Raw genomic sequence first — 18,406 nt, 5'->3', positions numbered from 1 at the left:
CGATCGGGTAGAGTCATCGGCGCTGAGGGCGATTAGCTCAGCGGGAGAGCGCTTCGTTCACACCGAAGAGGTCACTGGTTCGATCCCAGTATCGCCCACCGTACGTTTGTGCAGGTCAGAAGCCCGTTGCCGGAGTAGTCGGTAACGGGCTTCGCTGTCTGTGCGGCTTACATTGGGAGCAGATTGGGAGCAGCGCGGCTGGTTCTCGGTTCGGGCCGCCATGGACCCGCCCGGCTGAGTGACCTGATTTGCGGTCCCGAGCGGGCCTGCTGGCTAGTTGAGGAGTTGGGCCGACCGCTACCGGTGCCCGCGTGGCGAGAGGGCGCCCCCGGGTTATGGCTCATGGTTTGACTGGCGGCCGTGGGTCCGATGGTTGGCCCATTCGCCGGTCCACATTGCGAGGTCGTGTACCCAGAGCTCGGTGCTCTGCCGGGACTTGGCGGCCCACTTCGTTGCGTTCTTTGACGCGAAGTCGTCCAGGACCTGACGGTCAGTCGCAGTCCATGCGGCAAGCTGGGTTAGCCACTCTTCTGCCTGTTCGGCGCTGTGGCCGCTGCCGATCAGCCATTGGACGAGCAATGCGAGTTCGACCCATGCGGCGGCCTTGGTTGCCCACGCCCAATCGACGATCCGTAGGCCGAGTGGCGTCACGATCAAGTTGGCAGGATTGAGGTCGGAGTGGATAAGTGTCTCGCCATCCATCGCCGGGTGCGCGAACCCGAGCCGGGCTGCCGGGGTGAACCACATTTCGTCAGGTGCCGGCGTCTCTTGAAGTGCTTTCAGTGCGGCTAGGAGCAGATCGAGGTCCGTGCTGCCGGGTGACAGGTCGGGGTGGGGGCCGGCAAGATGTTCGGTCCCCACCACCAGCCAGCCATCGGATTCGAAATGCCACAGGACTGCGGGTGGCTGCCGGTCGATGGCCCGGGTTGCCGCCAGTTCGTAGCGCAGCGATCGAACGCTCAGCTCGCCGGAGGCAGCCTTGACGAAGATCTGCCCGGCAGGTCCGGTGACCGTCGAGACGATCTCGGCGTGGTTGCCACTGGAAGCCGGGGTGACGTCGAAGGTTCCGCCGATCCGTTCGGCGATCCCTGCCGTGACGCTCTCCGGCAGAGCGGTCCAGTCGCTACGCATCGGCTCTCTCTTCTGCTACTTGCCTGGCTGAGGCGGGTTCGGCGGACAGCAGGACTCGGCCTCGCCACCCCAGAACTCCATGTCTACCCGGTAGCCGGTTTCGTGCAGCGCCGAGAGTGTGTAGGTGATGGCGGTGCCGTCCTGCATGGCCTCGGTCAGGATCGGCCGGTGGTGCACGTAGTGGCCCGCGATCTCCTTGCAGGCGGCGGTGTAGGGCTCGCTGATCTGCAGGGCGGCGTGCCAGACAGCGTCGACCGGCCGGGTCGGGACGACCCGGTAGGACTCGCCGGTCGGCAGGAGCATCCCGAAGTCCGTCCTACCCATGCGATCGGCGTATGCCTTCAGAAAGACGAGGAACTGCCCGACCGCGCGCTCGGCGTAGGTCTGGGTTACCTCCTGTCTGGTAGCGAAGTAGCGGGTGATCTTGTGGAAGACTTCGGCCGAGACGAGAGTGCAGGGATCTGCGGCGATCGTGACCGGCCTGTCTGCGGTGATACTCAAAACCCCTCCTTCATCCTGCGCGGATCAGCGGAAGGTGCCATCGCGCCACCTTCGGCGCTGAATTGCGTCGGTCTATTCGGTGTCGTGGAACGATCATGAATCGCTGTGGACTCGCGGCGGGTCGGTGCGGAGGTCCCCTCACCCGCCTCCAGTAGCGGCGGGGCATGGTCACCGGTCCTCGAGGATTGATCTTCGGAACGGCCCCCAGGCGACGAAGCGCTCGAACATGTCGCGCGGGCTTGGCCCGTCATGCGGGTTCAGCTGAAAGAGGTCGCGCATTGCTTCGTACATCAAGCCGCTGAGGTAGATCGACAGGGCGGGGAGGGCAGCCTCGTACTCGGCCGTCAGTAGGAGACGCGCTTCACCGCAGGGCCATGGCTGGCCACACGAGCGGCACGCCCACATCGGGCGTAGTGGCGTGTGCGGAGGTGCCGTTTGCGTCCTGTAGCTCGGTCGGTTCGGCGTGGGTCCAGCGCTGGGAATGGGCAGCTGGGACGTCATCACCGGCGGCCTCCGTTCGCGAGCCACTCTCGTCTGGGGAGAGGTTCGCCAACAGCCGCGGAGGACGAGCAGTGCCGCCAGCCGCTCGTCGATGAGGCGAACCGCAGCGAGCTGACCAAGCAGCAGCGCCTGGACGCCAAGCGCGCCGCCGAGGAAATCAAGGACGAACTCAACCGGGCTTGTGGCGCCAACGCGGGCGCCGAGGCGTGCTTTCCGGTGCAGCTCGGCTCCGTGCCGCCCACCAGCGGGCCGGACGGCGTGCAGCGCATCCGACAGGTGCTGACAGAGGGCGGCTTCACCGTCGTGACCGTGCGCTGGGGACAGCCGACCGACGCGGCGTCGCCCGGCTCGGTTTTCTACGCCGTCGCTGCCGGCACCGGGTGCGTGCTGGGGTCCGTGGACTTCACCGGTGTCCGGCTCCCCCGGGTTGTCGGCACGCTTCCCGGCGGGCGTTGCCTGGCCTGACGAACGCGGTCAGCAGGCCGGCCAGAAACCGATCACTATCCGCTCGGGGCCGACGGTGCGCCCGACCGGATCGAAGTCGGGCGAGCGCAGCAGCGCCCGCGTCTGGGCCCGGCCCGCGACGTCGACGCGTACCCGGTAGCGGCCGGGAGGGCCTACCGGCAGAAGGTCGCTTACGGGGGCCATGTCGAGCAGGTGCGACAGGTACACGGTGCCGGTCCGCAGGGTGACCTCAGTGCTGTCGGTATCCGGCCACGTCGTGGAGTCGACGGCCGCGGGTTCTCCGTCCCACGCCTGCACGGTCACCGACGCCCGACAGGTGGCGATCGACGGGCTGACGACAAACAGTGCGTCGCGCCCGCTCCAGCAGATGCGGTCCTGACTGAAGTCGGGGTCGCCGATATCGTCGGCGCGCTCGTCGAGCACGAGGAACAGGCCGTGGTCGGCGGCGACCGTGCCGCCGACGCCGCCGAGCAGGTGTACCACCGTCACCTCCGCAGGGATATCCCAGGCCGGCGCCGCACGGCGCCGGCCTGGGATCTGGTTACCCGACTGACTGTTACTGATGCACCTGGAGGCTGCCGCCGCTCAGTGGTTGCGGATCGGCCACGTCAAGGTCCCAGCCGCCGACGGCACGGTTGTCGTACAGCTTGGTGCTTCCCGGGTTTTCGCCTGCCGACAGGGGCCACACCACCAGGCGCAGCCTGTCGGGGTCGTCGTAGCCGTAGACGATGAACCCGTAGCCGCTGGCACCGTTGACGGTACCGACACCCTTGACGGCGACCTTGTAGTCGGGTGTGATGACCAGCCACGACAGCGCCGTGGACTCCAGGACCATGCCGGCGCCCTGCAGGCTCGTGCTGATGCGCCCGCCGCCCGGCACCGGCCCGGTGTCGCCCGGCTTGTACATCGGGTTCATCTGCACATTGAGGCGTCCACTGGCCTGCGGATCCGACGTCAATGAGCCAGCCGGTGAGTCCAGGTGTGCGCCGCTGGTGGCGAAGCCGCCGTCCGGGTCGTAGACGACCACCATCGTCTCGGCGGTTGCGGAGCCGCCATCGTCGTCGGTGACCGTCAGCTTGATCGTGTACATGCCGGGGTTGGTGAACACGTGCGCCTGGCGGCACGTGCGGTCGGCCGGGGCGAACACGGTGGAGGTGGTGTCGTCCCAGGTGACCCGGCAGGTGTGGGTGTCGTTGGCGGCGTCGGTGAAGGCGCCTGCCAGCGTGCTGGCCGACTTTGAACACGTCCCAGTTGGCCGGGCTCAGGCTGGTATGCGCGGCGGCACGTTTTGCAGCGTCACCGTCGTCGTGTCGCTGACGGCGGCGTTGACGCCGTCGGATCCGGTCAACGTCAGGGTGAATTCACCGTCGTCGGTGCAGGTGAACGTGGTGCGCGGGGCGTTCGGGTTACCGAAGGAGCAGGTGGTGCCGGGGTCGACGTCAGCGCCGGCCGTGTACGACCAGGTCGTCGACACCGATCCGTTGTCGTCGACTGCGGAGCCGTAGAGGTTTACCGCCGCACCTTCGTTGCCGCCGAGGCGCGGGCCGGCGTCGACCACCGGCGGCCTATCCGGAATGGGCACCTCACCGCCACCCCCACCGCTGCCTTCTACGCCTTCGATAATGCTGACGTAGAAGCGGTCAAGCCACTCCCCGTCGCTGGAACCTTCGGAGTACAGGATCCGGTCATCGCGGTAGAAGGCTCTGAGAGCGTTGCCCGCCGAACGGTTCTGGCCACGCCGCGATCAACTACCACCGCAGCAACGGCGAGGCCAACATCGCCCGAGCCACCCGCCGCGCCGACCGACGCTCAAACGACCTCATCGACGCGGTGACCAGCAGCTATACAACTACGCAATGACCCTGGCGCTAACCGCCGCGGCCGCTATGGCATCGACGGGTACTTCGAGACCGTCCGTGAGATGCTGACGATCACAGATACTGCTGCAGTTCGGTCAACCGCTCAGTGAGGAAGACGCGCTCGACGCTGTTGTCGGTGAGGGTCAGCGCCTCTTCGTAGGCCGTCGCGGCCTGCGCCCACTGCCCTAGCTGGCGCAGGAAGTCGGCGCGGGCGGCACTGAGATATCCGTATGCGGCCAGGGCCGGATCGGCGAGCAACGGCGTCAGCGCGTCGAGTCCGGCCCGTGGCCCGTCGCGCAGGCCAATCGCGACGGCGCGATTGAGATCGACCACAGGTGAGGGCCACAGCCGGAACAGGGCATCGTAGAGGCCGACAACTTCCGTCCAATCGGTGTCCTGCCATGTCGGCGCCTCGGTGTGCACTGCCGCTATCGCGGCCTCCAGGGCGTACCGTGTCGGTGGCCGTCGGCGCAACGCATCGGTCAACAACGACTGGCCTTCGGCGATGAGCTGGCTGTCCCAGCGTGAGCGGTCCTGCTCGGACAGCAGTACCAGGCGCCCATCGTCGGAGATGCGGGTGTCCAGACGCGACGCTGTGAGCAGTAACAGCGCGAGCAGGCCGCTGATCTCGGCGTCGGTCGGCATGAGCAGATGTAGCATGCGGGCCAACCTGATCGCGCTGTCCACCAGGTCCCGGCGGACCAGGTGAGCGCCGAGCGGTGCCGTGTGCCCGGTGGTGAAGATGAGATGCACGACCTGGAGGACGGCACTAACCCGCTCTTCGAGCTGCTCCGGGCCCGGTGCCCGGTACGGGATGCGTGCCGTGGCGATATTCCTCTTGGCCCGGGTGACACGCGCGGCCATGGTGGCCGGCTGCACCAGGAACGCGCGGGCCACCTCGGGCGTGGACAGCCCGCACACCAGGCGCAGAGTCAGGGCCACCTGCGCCTCCTTGGACAACGCAGGGTGGCAGCAGGTGAAGATGAGTCGCAGACGGTCGTCGACCAGGCCGTCCTCGGGTCCCGGCACCGTCTCGTCCGCGACAAGCAGGGGCATCTTGCGTCGGAACACTGACTCGCGGCGCAGGACATCCCGGGCCCGGTTGCCCGCGATGGTGGTGAGCCAGGCGCCCGGTCGGTCGGGAATGCCGGTCGCTGCCCAGGTCTCCAGGGCCTGGGCGAACGCGTCCTGGGTGCACTCCTCGGCGAGGTCGAGGTCACGGGTCAGATGGGCAGTGGTGGCGAGCACCTGGGCCCAGTCGCGGCGGTGCGCCTGCGCGACCGCCGCGACGACCTCATCGTTCATCCGTGGCTCACCACGTCATCCGTGGTCGACCACCGGACGGATCTCCACACCGCTGTGCGTCTGGTGCACCTCGCGCAGCAGCGTCACCATCGACAGAACCTCGTCCAGGTCGGTCGCCTCGATCAGGTAGTAGCCGCCCAGCGCTTCCTTGGTTTCCAGGAACGGCCCATCGGTCGTGTTGATCTGGCCAGACGCGTCCGTGCGCAGCGAGGTGGCCGTGGGCGCCGGCTCCAGCTGCTGTCCGTCAATGATCCGTGAGCCTGCTTTGACCGTGAACGCTTCGTGGGCGGCGTCGTTCGCCTTCCACTCCTCATCGGTCATCGCGTCCCACTGCTGGGCGTCGCCATAGATGAGAATCATGTACTTCGCCATCATTCGTATCCCAACGTGTGCCGGCCCCTCCGTGGTGGCCTCTACCCTACGACGAGCCGGGTGGGTGGCAGATCGACAACCGGGACGGAATTCTGGCTCGACGACCTGGAATCATCGCTATCCTTCGATCAAATTAGGAGTGGTCTGCACGGCGCTTTCGCCGGTAGGTCCCGCGGCGCGGGTTCGCGCCGTCGCGCGGACCACCGGCGCGTCATGGCGTGATCTCACCTGCGAGGTGCTCTCTCGAACGGCGGAATAGAGGCGTGAGAACTTCTGTCCTTCCAGTTCAGAGGGCGCCTTCTATCTGCGGGGTACCCCCCAGCCCGACATCCATCGGTGGATCGAGGCTCAGGGATCGCGTCATGGCCACTCGGCGCACGCTGGAAGACGCCAGGACAGCTCGATCTCGGCCACGATGGTCATCAGTTGTTGCCGATAGACGACGGACGAAAGCGGGTAGAGGATGACCACGAGTATGGACGCTCCAGTCCTGGACGGGACGGACCAGGCGGCGGTCGCGGCGATGTCGGCACGGATGGTGAAGGCATGGGCGGCGCACGACGCTGACGCGTTTGCCGGACTGTTCACCGAGGACGGCACGCTCATCCTGCCAGGCGTGTACGCAGGGCGATTGCATAGTCAGCCGGCGCGCCGTTGACCAGGAGTTTCGAGACGAGTTCGGCCTCTGTGGAGGCGCTAAAAGCGGGTGAGGCCGCATCGGTGATCATGGAGTTGCGACGCTTCATGACTCCGAGGAAGACCCCACCCGCCGATGGCATCCTCTCTCATCCCTGCACTGGCCGTGGCAGCACCCGCCTCCATCGCCGAGGCCGCGCCCGTCACCGACGGTGAACGCGGCGGGCTGCTGCACGCGCTCGCCGCTGTTCCTGATCCACGCGACCCACGCGAGGCGTGCGTTACCCGCTGACCCCGCTACTGGCGGTGGCGGGTTGTGCCGTCATGGCCGGGGCGTCGTCGTTCGCCGCGATCACGGATTGGCTGCACGACCTGGAAGAACAAGCCCAGGCCCGGCTCGGGTTCACCGCCGCAGTGCCGGTCGGTAGCACTGTCTGGCGGCTGCTGACGCGCCTGGACGACACGCTGCTCGGCAACGCTCCGGCCGGCTGGCTGCGTACCCGCACTCCCGTCGAGGTGACCAGGCCGAGGCGGTACCGCACGGTGATCGCCATCGACGGCAAGACGCTGCGCGGCGCCCGCATCGGCGACGGCCGCCAGGTGCATCTGCTGTCCGCACTGGACAGCACCACCGGGATCGTGCTCGCCCAGGTCACCGTGGACGCGAAAAGCAATGAGATCACGTCGTTCGCTCCGTTGCTCGACGCCGCCGAACAGGTGCTCGGCTCCCTGGCCGGGGTGCTGTTCATCGCCGATGCCCTGCACACCCAGACCCCTCACGCCCACGAGGTCACCGCCCGCCGAGCGCACCTGCTCGTGCAGGTAAAGGCCAACCAGCCGACTCTGTTCAAGCAGCTCAAACGGCTTCCCTGGGCGCAGATCCCGGTCGGTGACAGGACTCGCGACCGTGCTCACGGCCGCCGCGAGACCCGCACCGTCAAAGCCGTCACCGTCGCCACCCCCGGCGGCATCGTCTTCCCCCACGCCCAGCAGGCCGTGCGCATCACCCGAACCCGCATCGCCGCTGGTAGGACCAGCCGCGAAACCGCCTACCTGACCGTGTCACTACCCGCCGGCCAAGCCCAGCCGGTCGACCTGCAGAGCTGGATCCGCCAACACTGGCACATCGAAAACAAGATCCATCACGTGCGCGACGTGACGTTCCGTGAAGACCTCCACCAGGCCCGGACAGGCAACGGACCCGCCGTCATCGCAACGCTGCGTAACAGCGCGATCGGCTGGCACCGCACCACCGGCGCGACCAACATTGCCCGGGCCACCCGCCGATCACACGACCTGATCACCGCCGTGACCAGCAGTTACCCGACAACGCAATAGCCCTGGGTCCGAGGCCGTCGCGGCCGACCCCGCCGGCGACTCGGCGAACTGTTCGCCGACCGCGCCTACGACCGTTGCCGCAAGACTCCAAGATTCGGTTTACTCTTCTTCCGCGATCCGTGCGTTGCGCAACTGCCGTACGGGTTACTGGCCGTAGCCGAGCAGTCGGCTGCTGCGCGCGGGGACGCTGTCGACGTGCTGCACAATTCGGCGGTCGCGCTGCTCGGGCTGGCCGCGTCGGGGGACGGTCACCCGGCGAACTCGGGGCGCCCGACGATGAAGTCGTCCACGATCCGTTGATCCTCGGGCGAGAACGCCGCCCGCGGCACCGGGATCTGGCTCATTCCGTACTTCAGCAGCCAGGTATGGCGTCGCCGCCGAATCCGGGTGATGCCGGACCAGTCGATCTGGGTCCGGCTGCTCGCGGTCTGGATGTCGACGCCCGACGTGCTCACCCCGTATTGGAACGGCTCGACGAAGAGGCGGCGCTGCAGCAACCAACTCAGTACCGGAAGGAGTTCTGTCACGGCGAACGCGGCACACAACACCAGCACGAGGTAGAGCAGCCGACCGTTGAACCCGGTCACTGCCGCGAGCAGCGTGGCCAGCAGCACAACCAGTGCCGCGAGGGCGAGCAGGAGCATCCGCATGACGCGTTGCCAGCGGCCCTGTGCGTCTTGGCTCATCCGCCGCAGCAGGCCGTACGTCATCTGCACTTCCCCGGTCACGTGCACGCGCCGCAGTATGGCACGGCATCGCCGCAAGTTGCGCGTCGCGCAGCGTGACAGCGATGGCCGCCCGAAGCGTCGGGAACCTGCCGAGTGAAGACCATGGTCCACCACGTCAGACAGCTATCCGGCATCTGGGTTGCACCCGCGGAGCAGACAGCCTTCGCCGAAGACCGAGACCCCCAACCGCGCCCATGAGGCCCTCTGCCCGCGCAGACGGACTTCCTGTCCCTACGGCGGGGACTCAGTATCCGGATCTGCCGCCGATCGCGAGCGCTGTCCGATCGCACGCCCGCCACCTACGGTGACCGTTGGCTGTCCGAAGCCGGGTACACAATGTCCCGCGCCAGCGGCGCGCCAACGCCAGCTAGGACCGAGACCTGCCCGCGCTCGCCAGTTCGCGAATCATGCTGATCAGCCCTGCGGTGCGGGGACCGCGTTGCCGTAACACCGTCTTGAGGTGCTCCTGGGCGTTGCTCCCGGCGAACTGCATGCTCGGCGCCCTCGCGGGCAGCACGATGCCCACGTAGGCGCGCCGCTCGTCCGTGGTCTCCACCAGCGCGCCGTCGCGCTCCACGCCCCACGAGTGCTGCCGCCAGAGTTCGTCGGCAGACAGCGCGTAGCCCGTGCCGATCGACTCGATGACTCCGTCAATCCAGAGCGCCGCGACGTTGCGATGACACTCACCGGCATCGCCCTGGACGTATCGCACTGCCGATCCAAACGCAGACCCGCCGGCACGCAACTCTTCAAGATCGGACTCGGGCTTGCCCGGCGGAACGACGAGCGAGCCCCCGAACGACAACAGCTTCTGACACCAGCTCCGCCAACGCTGTCCGAATTCCGCATCCACGCCCACGTAGGCATCGACCCGGTCTCGATAAAGCGACAGCCGACGCTCGCGTTCGTTGCTGGGTAACGCCACCGGAAGAGGGTACAGCGACACCAGAACCACACGACCACATAGCCTCGTCTGCCGCGACTCGCGCGTCGGCTGTCGGAGGCCCGTCACCTTCCGCGGGCGTAGGCGTGGTCGCCAGCCAGGGTCCCGGGTTTCGCGCTCATGGCCGCCGACCTGACTGAGCATGGCGGCCAGTCGGGCCACCGCGCCGACCTAGCCCATGTACAAGGATCTTGGTGTGCGTCATGAGCATCATGTCTTCCATAACCCGCCGCCGGCGGTGCCAGCTGACGTGCGCACGGCGCTCGATCGCGGCGACCTTTCCCGCGCCCTGGACGCCATGGTCGGCTCCGCGCTCTACGACGGCGACGGCGGGGACTGGAAAGAGCTGCAGGAGTTGCACCTTCAGCTACTCGATCACGAAGACCACCAAGTCAGGGCCCTCGCCACGACCTGTCTGGGCATCTAGCGAGGGTCTACGGCCAGATAGACGAAGATCGGGTAGTCGCCGCGTTGCACCGAGTTCGATCCGTCCCACACATCAGCGGTACCGCAGCCAACGCGTTGGAAAACACCAAGACCCCTGGGGGCCGGTTCAGAGGATCAGCTGCTGCCGATACAGGCCGAGACCGGGGAGCAGGTTTGGGAGCAACGGGGTGCACTGAACGGCGTTGAACAGCGCTCAACTGCACCGAACCGCACTCAACTGCACCCACGACGACCTGCGGGTTCTCGTTTTCGCAGGTCAGAGGCAGTGTGGCGTCCTGCTTCACACGCAGGGCTCAACCGCGCTGAACGGATTTCAACTGGGCTCTATTTCACCTGGTGGGGGAGTGTGCGCAGGTCAGGGCGGTAACGACCCGGTAGGCGGGCTGGGCCTTGCGCTGGGAGCAGATTGGGCGCACGCCTCCGAAGTGGTCACCGCTAGCGAAGTGCTCAACCGGCATCGGCGCTGGTACGGCGCTGAGCAGCAACGATATGGCGGTCTGGCTCGCTTGACCTCCCAGTGAAGACCGAAGTGGTCACTCCGCTGCGGCTCCGTGATCGACCGGCGTCCATAGCCGTGTCGAACGCCTGGACGGGCCAGGAGCGAGGCTGCTAGATCGACGCCTGACTCTGCGGGCAAACGCTCAGGCGCCGGTGCAGGTCCCAAGAGCCGAGACTTCGATCCCATCGACAGTGCGCTGACCAGGCCATCCTGCTCGGTGACCTCTTCGGCGGAGCCGAAGGCGTCAGGACCGGTGGGCTCTCGCTTCAGAGGCGGGCGAGTTCGCACAAGTAGCCGATATGAGTATGTTGCTGGCGTAGAGCCCACGTCGTTCAGAATCCGGGCATCAGTCGCGGCCGCTCGGTATCCCAGCTCGCTGGCTCAGCCGGCCAGCCAGGGATTTACATGGATCTCGTCTCGGCGGTGCGGTCCAAGCTCGTTCATCAACTGCGTCGGCGCTGTCGAGCCTTTCGCGACGGTCCACCTACCGTCGACGGTGACAACGAACAGATCGGGGCCGCCGAAGCGGAGCGCGACGCCCTTGACGTCTGGCAGGTACCGGTGGCGCACGGTCGCCGCGTCGGTCAACGGTCGCCCGAGGACAACGGAAGCGGCGTGGGCGAGCGAGCCGTCGACGCGCCGCTTCGATGCTTCAGCGGAATCGTCGCTCAGGACGGTGGGAAGCAAGGTGAATTCCCTACTGCAACCGCAAGCGACCAGCGCTTGCCGACCGCCGAAGTGCAACCGCAGGTCTGGCCTGCCGCGGAAGGCCAGCCGCTCGCCGCAGGCGGGCCGGTGCGCGGTCATCTCGACCGCGTTCAGCCGGTGGCCGAACAGGCCCCGCAGCACCTCGACAATCGCCGGTCGCGCCGGCGTGTCCACCTCGTCGGTGGCAATGCCGAGCCGGTTGAGTAGGGCGAAGAACAGGTCCTCGACGAACACCTCGTGGCTGCCTAGCACCTCCCTCACCTGCTCGACGGTGCCGGGTTCCAAGCCGGCCTCGACGGCCCAGGCCACCGCGGCCGCTGCGGCCACGCCCTCGGGTGCCTCCGCCAACATGCGCTGCCTGACGTCGCTAACTTTCCGGTCGTGGTCCGGGTCACTCCAGTCGTCGCCGAGGTAGGTGCCATCCTCGGCGAACGGAGCAGGCGGTGGCACGAGGTAGGCGAGCGCCGCGTCGAGGTCCAACCACGCCTGCCAGCCCGACATGTCCGGGCCCAGCGCCCGCACGAAGGCGGCATCGCTGTCAAAGATGTCGGCGGCCAGCACCGGCGCCCCGCTCGCCTCCCTGAGGTCGGCGAGGAAGCCGGTTGGCAGATGACTGGGCCTGGGGAAGACCCGGGTCACCTGCCAACCGCCGGACACCCCGTCGTAGCAGAGCTCAGCATCGTCGAACGCGGCGATGCCGGGGAGCAGCTCCCACAGCAGTCGCTCGTCACGGTGGACTACGAAGGTGCCCCAGAAACCCATCCCCGACTCCGATCCAGCTTCTCCGGCGAAGGCGCCCGTGCGTCAACGCTCGCCGAGCATGCCGAACCGCATCCGCAAACGGCTAACTACACGTCCGCTCACTGGCGCTGATCGCCGGGCTAGCCGCTGGTAGCTACCGGTCGACGTGCCACGCGAGGCTGGCCGGCAGGTGACCGTGATCGACGATGTGTTCCACGATTGCGAGCGCCTGTACAAGCGGGACGCTGTCGCGGTCGCTGCATGCGTCGTGCTGCCCGTTGCTGAGGACGAAACCGTCCTGTTGACCGGTTCCGGTCGGGTCGATGGCGTGCTCGCCGGGATCGCCCGGTTCCTCGAGCAGCATGATCAAGGCGCGGGTGCCGTTGCTAACGACAGCGAGCAGTCGTCCTCGGTCGTGCTTGAACCACGTTTCGAGCATTCCGTGGTCGATTCGTCTCCGAACGACGTCAGCAGCCTGCGCACCGGTCAACGGTGCGTGACCATCCTGCTCGCGCCAGTGGTCATCCATGGATCGAAACGGTATCGGGCTACCCGCTCGTGAGGTGCCGGGCGAGCGCCCTGGACAGACGTCCCTCCGTCACCGTGCGCAACGATGCCCTGCGGTCGCCGGCTCACACTGAGGGCGCTGTCGTGCCGAGAAGCGGATGTCGACTCAATCCCTCCTGGCGCGCTGGTTCCTGATGAGAGTCAGCAGGGCGGCATGCGTCTGCTCGTCGGCGGCCACGACAAGACCGCCGCCCGCATCCGTGTCAGCGTACGAACGAGAACTTCGCCTTACCGTCGACGGCCCGTACGGTTCCGGTGATCTCGAAGGCGACGGACTCCTGCCAGGAGTTGGTGTCACTCGGCGAGCGGACCAGGGTCACGGTGGCTACGCCCTGGGCGGAGGACTGCACCGAGACGATGCCGCCCGAAACCACCTTGAGGACCAGTTCTGGAAACCGGATGATGGTCCATGCCTTGACCGTCGCCACGTAGCTGCTCGCCCGGAAGGGGCAGTCCGCCGGATCACGCTCGGTGCGGCGCGCGCAGTCGTCCACGTGGGCCCGCACCTGCTGCTCGATGTCCCGGCGCACATCGTCGCGGACCTCGGCCGAGGAATGCTCGAGAATCGCGCCACCGGCAAACGCGATCATCGGTTGTGCCTGGTACAGCGGGTGCTCGGGGAGGGTGACCCGGTAGGCACCCGGATAGGCGATCATGGACCGTGGTGGTCACCAACAGGCAGGTACCGGCGACGACCAGCCGGTCCGCCAGCGGGTGGGCCAGCGTGAGTTCGAGCAGCCCGTCCGTGATCCGCCATGAACGCAGCCCTCGTATCCCCCCTGGTTGATCAGGGGCAGGGTCCTCGTGATGCGTGGGCCACCGAAGTCGTAGCTGACCTGCGTGGACGCGCTGCCCACGGTCCAGCTCGTGACCTTGATCTCGACGTTGCGCGGCGGGGTGTAACCGCTGTTGGCCAGCGTGCTGTTCGTCAACAGCGACAAGTCCGCCCGCGCGTCCACTCCGGCGACGGATCCCGACTGACCGACCGTGGAACCCTCGGCGAGCAACGTACGCGCCCGGTCGGCGTCCCGGTCGGTCAACGCGTCGAAGTAGGCGCGCACCGCGGCCTCCGGTCCGACAAATCGCGGCACCAGCAGCACCGATGCCGCGCAGAGACCCACCAGCCCGACGGCCGCCGCGATCACGATGGGCAGCCAGAGCCGGCCATGGCCGGCCTTCCGTGCGGAGCCGGTGGCACCGGTGGCGGGAAGCCGGGCCCACGCCAGGCGGGGAAGGGGCTTCCCCGAGTGCGCCGGAACCGAGAACACTCCGCCCACAGCCCGGGCACGACCCCGCGACCAGCAACGAGCCGCACGCGGTGCAGTACCGGTCCCGCCGTGGCTGATTCACCGAACTCCCTCTCTCGATCCGCGGTCTGTGCTGTGACGGCTCAGCGGGTGGGCACGAACACGACCTTGCCCTCGGCCACGCGCGCCGTCGAATTCCCCGCGACCACCGCCGGCTACGCGGATCTGCTGGCCTGGATGCGCTCCTTCGGGCGGGTAACTGCCGTGGGAGTTGAGGGCACCGGCAGCTACGGCGCCGGCCTGGCCCGCTATCTGACCAGCAAAAAGATCGCCGTAAGGGAGGTTGGCCGCCCTGACCGCAGGACCCGCCGGGCCAAGGGCAAGTCCGATCCGATCGACGCCATCGCCGCCGCCCGCGCGACCCTCGCCGGCACCGCCATGGGCACCCCGAAGACCCGCACCGGACCGGTCGAGGCCATCCGCGCGCTCAGGGTCGCCCGCCGAGGAGCGGTCAAGGCCCGCACCGCCGTCTTGAATCAGATGCGCGGTCTGGTCGCGGCCGCCCCGGAGGCCCTACGAGCGCACCTGACCGGGGTCAGTGCCGTCACGTTGGTCAGCCGGTCCGCTGCGCTGACCTACGACCCGGCCAGACTTCACGAGCCGGAGCAAGCCACCGCCGCAGCCTTGGCCGGACTCGCCCGCCGCGTCACCGTCCTCACCGACGAGATCACCACCCTCGACCGGCAGGTAGCACCCATCGTCCAGACAGCGGCACCCCGCACCACGGCCCTGTTCGGCGTCGGCCCCGACGTCGCCGCCCAACTGCTCACCACCGCCGGCGACAACCCCGACCGTCTGCGATCAGAGGCCGCCCTCGCCCACCTCTGCGGCGCAGCACCCATCCCCGCCAGCTCCGGACGGGTGCGCCGCCACCGCCTGCACCGAGGAGGCGACCGCGGCGCCAACCACGCCCTGCATACCATCGCGCTCTGCCGCATGCGCTACGACCAGCGAACCCGCGCCTACGTCCACCGCCGCATCACTGAAGGACTCAGCAAGCAGGAGATCCTGCGCTACCTGAAGCGCTACATCGTCCGCGACGTCGCGGAGGTCGGCCTGACCACCCGCGCCGTGCTCGACGCCGGTGCCGTCGGCGTGAACGTCGAGGACGCCCGACTACACCGCACTGGTCGCCGACTTCACCGCCCTGACCACTTGACCTTCATACGAGCAACGGGATGGGGGTCAACCACCGGTTGCTGGTGCTTGCGGTTGACCATGCTGCTTGATCTCGAGCCCCCACTGATGCGCCAGCGCATCGGCGGCGTTGCGACCCTGCACGTGGGTCCGATAACCCTTGTCACCGACCGTGGTCGAATAGGCCACCACTTGCCAGCTGCCGGTTGTTGCCCGCAGGGGCCACACGATCGTGGTCGCCAGCAGTGCAGCAGCCCAGTTCAGCAGGTAGATGGCCAGCGGTATGACGTTTAGCACGAGCACGATCCCGGCCATCTCGGCGGCGTCGATGAACCATCCTTTGTAGTCGGGTCGCCACGCCAGGCGTCGGCGCCCTACTCGCCACGTCGTCCATTCGCCGGACTCATCCTTCGCGACTACCCGCACGCTGGCATTGTGCGCGTCAGCGGGCCCGGCGACGCGGTCGGGTGTGACGACAGTACCCCTGCTCATGGCCAACCAGCCATGATCGTTCCTTCCCGGAACGGGCGCGTGGACCGCCGACACGACACGGGACCCCTGACTTGACGGTCCATAGGAGCATCGGGATGGTGAGCAGCACCTGTGTCTGATGATGCCGCTCTGAAGGCCCTATGCGGCCAGCCTCGTGACCGCAAGGACAAACATGAAGGAGACAGGCCCGACTACGAGGCCAGACAGGTACCCGATACCGAGCGCCCGTGTCTGCCGGAAGAACAACGTCACAAGCGCGCTCACCAGCAGGAAGCCGCCGAGCGCTAAGCAGGCTAGCGCCCCGAGGGTGTAGATGTTAAACCCGCTGTCCGGTGTGGCAGTGGCCGCGAACACCTCCACGTACTGATGAATGAGTGCCAGCGGAGCAAACGACAGGGCCATTCCAGGAACGGCCCCGATTAGGCTCATCACCACCGCTGCCACGGTTCGGCGCGGAGGTGTCGGCACCGGTGCCGCCAGGTTTCCGGCTGTGGGCACGAACCACGGCCCATGCTCGTCTGATCCGGACATCGCAGAGCCTCCCGCGCGAACCGTACCAGTGACATGGCAGCCGAGGAGGGACGCGACGACGGATGCTGAGTGACTATCTGGGTGACAACGGGCGCGAGCAATGTCAGACGCCCGTGGACGCTGGGGTCCGCCTCCCAAGACACGAGCCAATATTCATGGCGGTGGACCTTCGGACAGGCGAGTCCCAAGACTCAAGCAGCGCATCGACTGCTGGTGGTTCCTTCGGGACGAAGAGGCCGAGCTGTCCTCCGCTGGCCACCGATGGTGCGTCTCTATGGCATGATCCGCGATGTGCGCAGGCGGAACTGAGTCACCCTGCTGAGCATCCTACGCGCCCCCACCGCGGCGGCTGGTGACGTGCACGGTATGGCGCCCGCCGTTTCCTTGATGCTCGAATGGTGCTCGTACGACGACCGTGCCCTACGTCCCGGCCCGTCCGTCTCGGCCCATCTGGCTACGATCTGACTCGATCAACTAGGCGACCCCTGTCGCAGGGCGGACGGCCCGGGGCAGTGCGGGGCCGCCAGGGACTGGAATCCTGAACCCCTCCGGCGTGGTGCTGATCGACTCCGATCGGGCGGATTGGCCGCCTGACCTCGGCGAGATCTTCCGCTGCCTTACGGCAGTTGGCAGCCGTTGTCGGCGTCACTTGTGCCCGCGTTGTGCCCGATGATCATGCCGAGGTCATGGGCTATTGCCGCCCAGATCGCTACCGGGCACGCGGTCGGTCATAAATCACGAGGATCGGTTGCAGCGGATGATTGAGGATCTCCGACGGACCGGAACCGAGACCGCCGATGACGAGGACCGGCGATCCCCGAGCACGACAAGATGCTGGGCCCGGCCCGCCTTCCATCGTGGTCCGGTCCCCGTGCACGTAGGTCGTCGGGCCGGTGAGCCGAACACGGGTGTGTGCAACGATGATCGTCATGTCGACTCCACGAAAGGGCAATGCCGCGTAGGCGCCCCGCACAACTGCGTGCCGACTCCACCTACCGGCGATCGCTCGACGGGTCCACCTCCGTCATCCCCGGGCTCTCGGCCCGCGGCTTGAAAGCCATCGCGTACCTCGAACGCACCCGCCTCTGGAACCAGGCCGTGTCTGATGCACTACGGGCCTGGTCATGGTTTGTGCGCCACCCCTGGCATCGCTTGTGGGACCCGACAGCCGGCTGTGGGGTGATGGAGTGTTGTCCTAACCCGCCCGAGTTGCGCTGGATTCTGGACGTCGCCGTTGCTGTCCTTCCGCCGCAGGACGCCCGAACCCTCCGCAAGCAGATCGCGGCCCTCGATGAGCTGTGGTGACCCGCCGCAGCGCATCTCATCCGGTCGGGCGCGCCTCCGACCTGTCGTTCATGACCCCCGTTGGGAAAGCCTGTTCGCTGTTGTCGACCAGTGTCGGCCGGTGTCGTTCGCCGTGGTTCTGCCTTGGCGTCCCGCCGGCTGTGGCCATTGGCCTCGGTCACGTATCACGTCGTTCGCTGACTTTCTGCTGAGTCGTGGCCTGTGGGGACATTGGTCCCACAGCCTCGCTTGCCGGAGCCGTCTCTGTCCGCCTCAGTTACGGTCGCCGCTATGGAAGCTGGCGGGGCACGTAGCTCGTAGGGGTTCGTGCATGATTCCCGGGTGGACCACGAGCGGCATCGGCTTGACCCCGCAGGGCTTGCAAACCTCGACCTGCCACCGACCACCAAGCAGGTCCTGGCCCAGGGCTTGCCGCCCCGGGTGGCCATCAGCTGCGTGATGCCGACGGTCTTCACGTCCGCCGTGGCCGAACGCTTCGCTCAGGAGACCCCGCCCGGCTCCCCGATCGATGGGTATGTCATCGGTTCGATACGAGAACAGCAGGGCCAGCCGGTGGACTACTCGTGGTTTGTCATCGAGCGACGGACCGGGGTGCTGTACGTCACCGACCATCTGTCCGACGAGAAATCAACGAGCTTCGTCAACTCCAGTCTCGGCCAGTTCCTCGCATCGGTCCAGGCCCTGGTGGCCGTTGCTGACGTAGCTCGCCGTACGGCGGACGACGAGCAGGCCGGCAGCCGGTTGTCGGGTCTTCTTCGCGAGCGGCTAAGTGGTCGCGCAAATAGGTGGGCTTCATGGTCGGCGGGTGGGGCGGGTGTCCCATCGGTACAAGATCCACGCCTGGCGGATGAGGCTACGGATGGTGATGATGGCGTCGGCGAGGTCGAAGTAGG

General features: G+C 67.2%; 18 protein-coding genes, 1 tRNA gene and 4 pseudogenes. 7 read left to right on the top strand and 16 right to left on the bottom strand.

What is annotated here, in order from left to right; translation table 11 throughout:
• The first annotated feature begins 26 nt into the window (after positions 1 to 26).
• Positions 27 to 98: transfer RNA gene (locus tag KBX63_RS21520), tRNA-Val, on the top strand.
• A gap of 235 nt (positions 99 to 333) precedes the next feature.
• On the opposite strand, the gene KBX63_RS21515 is transcribed toward KBX63_RS21520, so the two are convergent.
• The 3 genes from KBX63_RS21515 to KBX63_RS35385 form a co-directional block, all read right to left on the bottom strand.
• Positions 334 to 1,131 (bottom strand): phosphotransferase, encoded by a 798-nt coding sequence (locus KBX63_RS21515; protein ID WP_210913372.1) that lies wholly within the window; start codon positions 1,129 to 1,131, stop codon positions 334 to 336.
• 15 nt (positions 1,132 to 1,146) lie between these two features.
• On the bottom strand, positions 1,147 to 1,632 hold the full coding sequence (locus KBX63_RS21510; RefSeq protein ID WP_210913371.1) for a hypothetical protein: 486 nt from the start codon (positions 1,630 to 1,632) through the stop codon (positions 1,147 to 1,149).
• Positions 1,633 to 1,800: 168 nt separating this feature from the next.
• Positions 1,801 to 2,133, bottom strand: a complete 333-nt coding sequence (locus KBX63_RS35385) for a hypothetical protein (RefSeq protein WP_247662824.1) — start codon at positions 2,131 to 2,133, stop codon at positions 1,801 to 1,803.
• Here KBX63_RS35385 and KBX63_RS21505 point away from each other — a divergent pair.
• Entirely contained in the window at positions 2,068 to 2,598 is a 531-nt protein-coding gene (locus KBX63_RS21505; RefSeq protein ID WP_210913370.1) for a hypothetical protein, read from the top strand. The genes KBX63_RS35385 and KBX63_RS21505 overlap by 66 nt on opposite strands.
• Before the next feature lie 9 nt (positions 2,599 to 2,607).
• Here KBX63_RS21505 and KBX63_RS21500 read toward each other — a convergent pair whose 3' ends face one another.
• The 5 genes and pseudogenes from KBX63_RS21500 to KBX63_RS21480 form a co-directional block, all read right to left on the bottom strand.
• On the bottom strand, positions 2,608 to 3,087 hold the full coding sequence (locus tag KBX63_RS21500; RefSeq protein WP_210913368.1) for a hypothetical protein: 480 nt from the start codon (positions 3,085 to 3,087) through the stop codon (positions 2,608 to 2,610).
• A gap of 67 nt (positions 3,088 to 3,154) precedes the next feature.
• Positions 3,155 to 3,832, bottom strand: a pseudogene (locus tag KBX63_RS21495) (PKD domain-containing protein); the annotation flags it as partial.
• Positions 3,833 to 3,859: 27 nt separating this feature from the next.
• On the bottom strand, positions 3,860 to 4,156 hold the full coding sequence (locus tag KBX63_RS21490) for a hypothetical protein (protein ID WP_210913364.1): 297 nt from the start codon (positions 4,154 to 4,156) through the stop codon (positions 3,860 to 3,862).
• A gap of 373 nt (positions 4,157 to 4,529) precedes the next feature.
• On the bottom strand, positions 4,530 to 5,762 hold the full coding sequence (locus KBX63_RS21485; protein ID WP_247662823.1) for an RNA polymerase sigma factor: 1,233 nt from the start codon (positions 5,760 to 5,762) through the stop codon (positions 4,530 to 4,532).
• 15 nt (positions 5,763 to 5,777) lie between these two features.
• Complete coding sequence (locus KBX63_RS21480; RefSeq protein WP_210913362.1) at positions 5,778 to 6,134, bottom strand: YciI family protein; 357 nt, start codon at positions 6,132 to 6,134, stop codon at positions 5,778 to 5,780.
• 463 nt (positions 6,135 to 6,597) lie between these two features.
• On the opposite strand from KBX63_RS21480, the pseudogene KBX63_RS21475 reads away from it, so the two are divergent.
• Both KBX63_RS21475 and KBX63_RS21470 read left to right on the top strand, forming a co-directional pair.
• Positions 6,598 to 6,756: pseudogene (locus KBX63_RS21475) on the top strand (SgcJ/EcaC family oxidoreductase); the annotation flags it as partial.
• A 290-nt stretch (positions 6,757 to 7,046) separates the two neighbouring features.
• Positions 7,047 to 8,108 (top strand): ISAs1 family transposase, encoded by a 1,062-nt coding sequence (locus KBX63_RS21470; protein WP_210913359.1) that lies wholly within the window; start codon positions 7,047 to 7,049, stop codon positions 8,106 to 8,108.
• A gap of 248 nt (positions 8,109 to 8,356) precedes the next feature.
• Here the strand turns inward: KBX63_RS21470 and KBX63_RS21465 are convergent, their stop codons facing one another.
• Both KBX63_RS21465 and KBX63_RS21460 read right to left on the bottom strand, forming a co-directional pair.
• Entirely contained in the window at positions 8,357 to 8,842 is a 486-nt protein-coding gene (locus KBX63_RS21465) for a YcxB family protein (RefSeq protein ID WP_210913351.1), read from the bottom strand.
• Between the two features lie 361 nt (positions 8,843 to 9,203).
• On the bottom strand, positions 9,204 to 9,761 hold the full coding sequence (locus KBX63_RS21460; RefSeq protein WP_210913350.1) for a hypothetical protein: 558 nt from the start codon (positions 9,759 to 9,761) through the stop codon (positions 9,204 to 9,206).
• Between the two features lie 214 nt (positions 9,762 to 9,975).
• Between KBX63_RS21460 and KBX63_RS35380 the strand changes: the two genes are divergently transcribed.
• Positions 9,976 to 10,206 carry a hypothetical protein gene (locus KBX63_RS35380; RefSeq protein ID WP_247662822.1) on the top strand — a complete coding sequence of 77 codons (231 nt, stop codon included), beginning with the start codon at positions 9,976 to 9,978 and terminating at the stop codon, positions 10,204 to 10,206.
• A 900-nt stretch (positions 10,207 to 11,106) separates the two neighbouring features.
• Here KBX63_RS35380 and KBX63_RS21450 read toward each other — a convergent pair.
• The 4 genes from KBX63_RS21450 to KBX63_RS21435 form a co-directional block, all read right to left on the bottom strand.
• The gene (locus KBX63_RS21450) at positions 11,107 to 12,195 is read right to left on the bottom strand and encodes a hypothetical protein (protein WP_210913348.1); all 1,089 of its coding nucleotides are present in this window, start codon (positions 12,193 to 12,195) and stop codon (positions 11,107 to 11,109) included.
• A gap of 133 nt (positions 12,196 to 12,328) precedes the next feature.
• On the bottom strand, positions 12,329 to 12,703 hold the full coding sequence (locus KBX63_RS21445) for a hypothetical protein (protein ID WP_210913347.1): 375 nt from the start codon (positions 12,701 to 12,703) through the stop codon (positions 12,329 to 12,331).
• A gap of 241 nt (positions 12,704 to 12,944) precedes the next feature.
• A complete protein-coding gene (locus KBX63_RS21440) occupies positions 12,945 to 13,397 on the bottom strand; it encodes a hypothetical protein (protein WP_210913346.1) in 453 nt (150 codons plus the stop codon).
• Positions 13,398 to 13,409: 12 nt separating this feature from the next.
• Positions 13,410 to 13,886, bottom strand: a complete 477-nt coding sequence (locus KBX63_RS21435; RefSeq protein ID WP_210913345.1) for a hypothetical protein — start codon at positions 13,884 to 13,886, stop codon at positions 13,410 to 13,412.
• Between the two features lie 252 nt (positions 13,887 to 14,138).
• Between KBX63_RS21435 and KBX63_RS35375 the strand changes: the two genes are divergently transcribed.
• Positions 14,139 to 15,479: an IS110 family transposase gene (locus KBX63_RS35375; protein WP_307871788.1), complete on the top strand. Its 1,341-nt coding sequence runs from the start codon at positions 14,139 to 14,141 to the stop codon at positions 15,477 to 15,479.
• A gap of 336 nt (positions 15,480 to 15,815) precedes the next feature.
• Here the strand turns inward: KBX63_RS35375 and KBX63_RS21425 are convergent, their stop codons facing one another.
• Positions 15,816 to 16,208, bottom strand: coding sequence for a hypothetical protein (locus KBX63_RS21425; RefSeq protein ID WP_210913344.1), 393 nt, complete (start codon positions 16,206 to 16,208; stop codon positions 15,816 to 15,818).
• A gap of 1,611 nt (positions 16,209 to 17,819) precedes the next feature.
• Between KBX63_RS21425 and KBX63_RS35370 the strand changes: the two are divergent.
• A pseudogene (locus tag KBX63_RS35370) lies at positions 17,820 to 18,221 on the top strand (SUKH-4 family immunity protein); the annotation flags it as partial.
• 84 nt (positions 18,222 to 18,305) lie between these two features.
• Here the strand turns inward: KBX63_RS35370 and KBX63_RS35365 are convergent.
• A pseudogene (locus KBX63_RS35365) lies at positions 18,306 to 18,406 on the bottom strand (IS5/IS1182 family transposase); the annotation flags it as partial.

The organism is Micromonospora sp. U21 (genome assembly GCF_018070045.1).
In the GTDB taxonomy this organism is placed as follows: domain Bacteria; phylum Actinomycetota; class Actinomycetes; order Mycobacteriales; family Micromonosporaceae; genus Micromonospora.
Note: the sequence above shows the minus strand (reverse complement) of the source record. Positions and strands in the feature narration are given on the sequence as shown.

Excerpts from the sequence above, each read along its gene's own strand:
- KBX63_RS21485 (WP_247662823.1), bottom strand. The coding sequence starts at position 5,762 with ATGAACGATGAGGTCGTCGCGGCGGTCGCGCAGGCGCACCGCCGCGAC.
- KBX63_RS21425 (WP_210913344.1), bottom strand. The coding sequence starts at position 16,208 with ATGTCCGGATCAGACGAGCATGGGCCGTGGTTCGTGCCCACAGCCGGA.
- KBX63_RS21450 (WP_210913348.1), bottom strand. The coding sequence starts at position 12,195 with ATGGGTTTCTGGGGCACCTTCGTAGTCCACCGTGACGAGCGACTGCTG.
- KBX63_RS21445 (WP_210913347.1), bottom strand. The coding sequence starts at position 12,703 with ATGGATGACCACTGGCGCGAGCAGGATGGTCACGCACCGTTGACCGGT.
- KBX63_RS21480 (WP_210913362.1), bottom strand. The coding sequence starts at position 6,134 with ATGGCGAAGTACATGATTCTCATCTATGGCGACGCCCAGCAGTGGGAC.
- KBX63_RS21440 (WP_210913346.1), bottom strand. The coding sequence starts at position 13,397 with ATGATCGCCTATCCGGGTGCCTACCGGGTCACCCTCCCCGAGCACCCG.
- KBX63_RS35385 (WP_247662824.1), bottom strand. The coding sequence starts at position 2,133 with ATGACGTCCCAGCTGCCCATTCCCAGCGCTGGACCCACGCCGAACCGA.
- KBX63_RS21515 (WP_210913372.1), bottom strand. The coding sequence starts at position 1,131 with ATGCGTAGCGACTGGACCGCTCTGCCGGAGAGCGTCACGGCAGGGATC.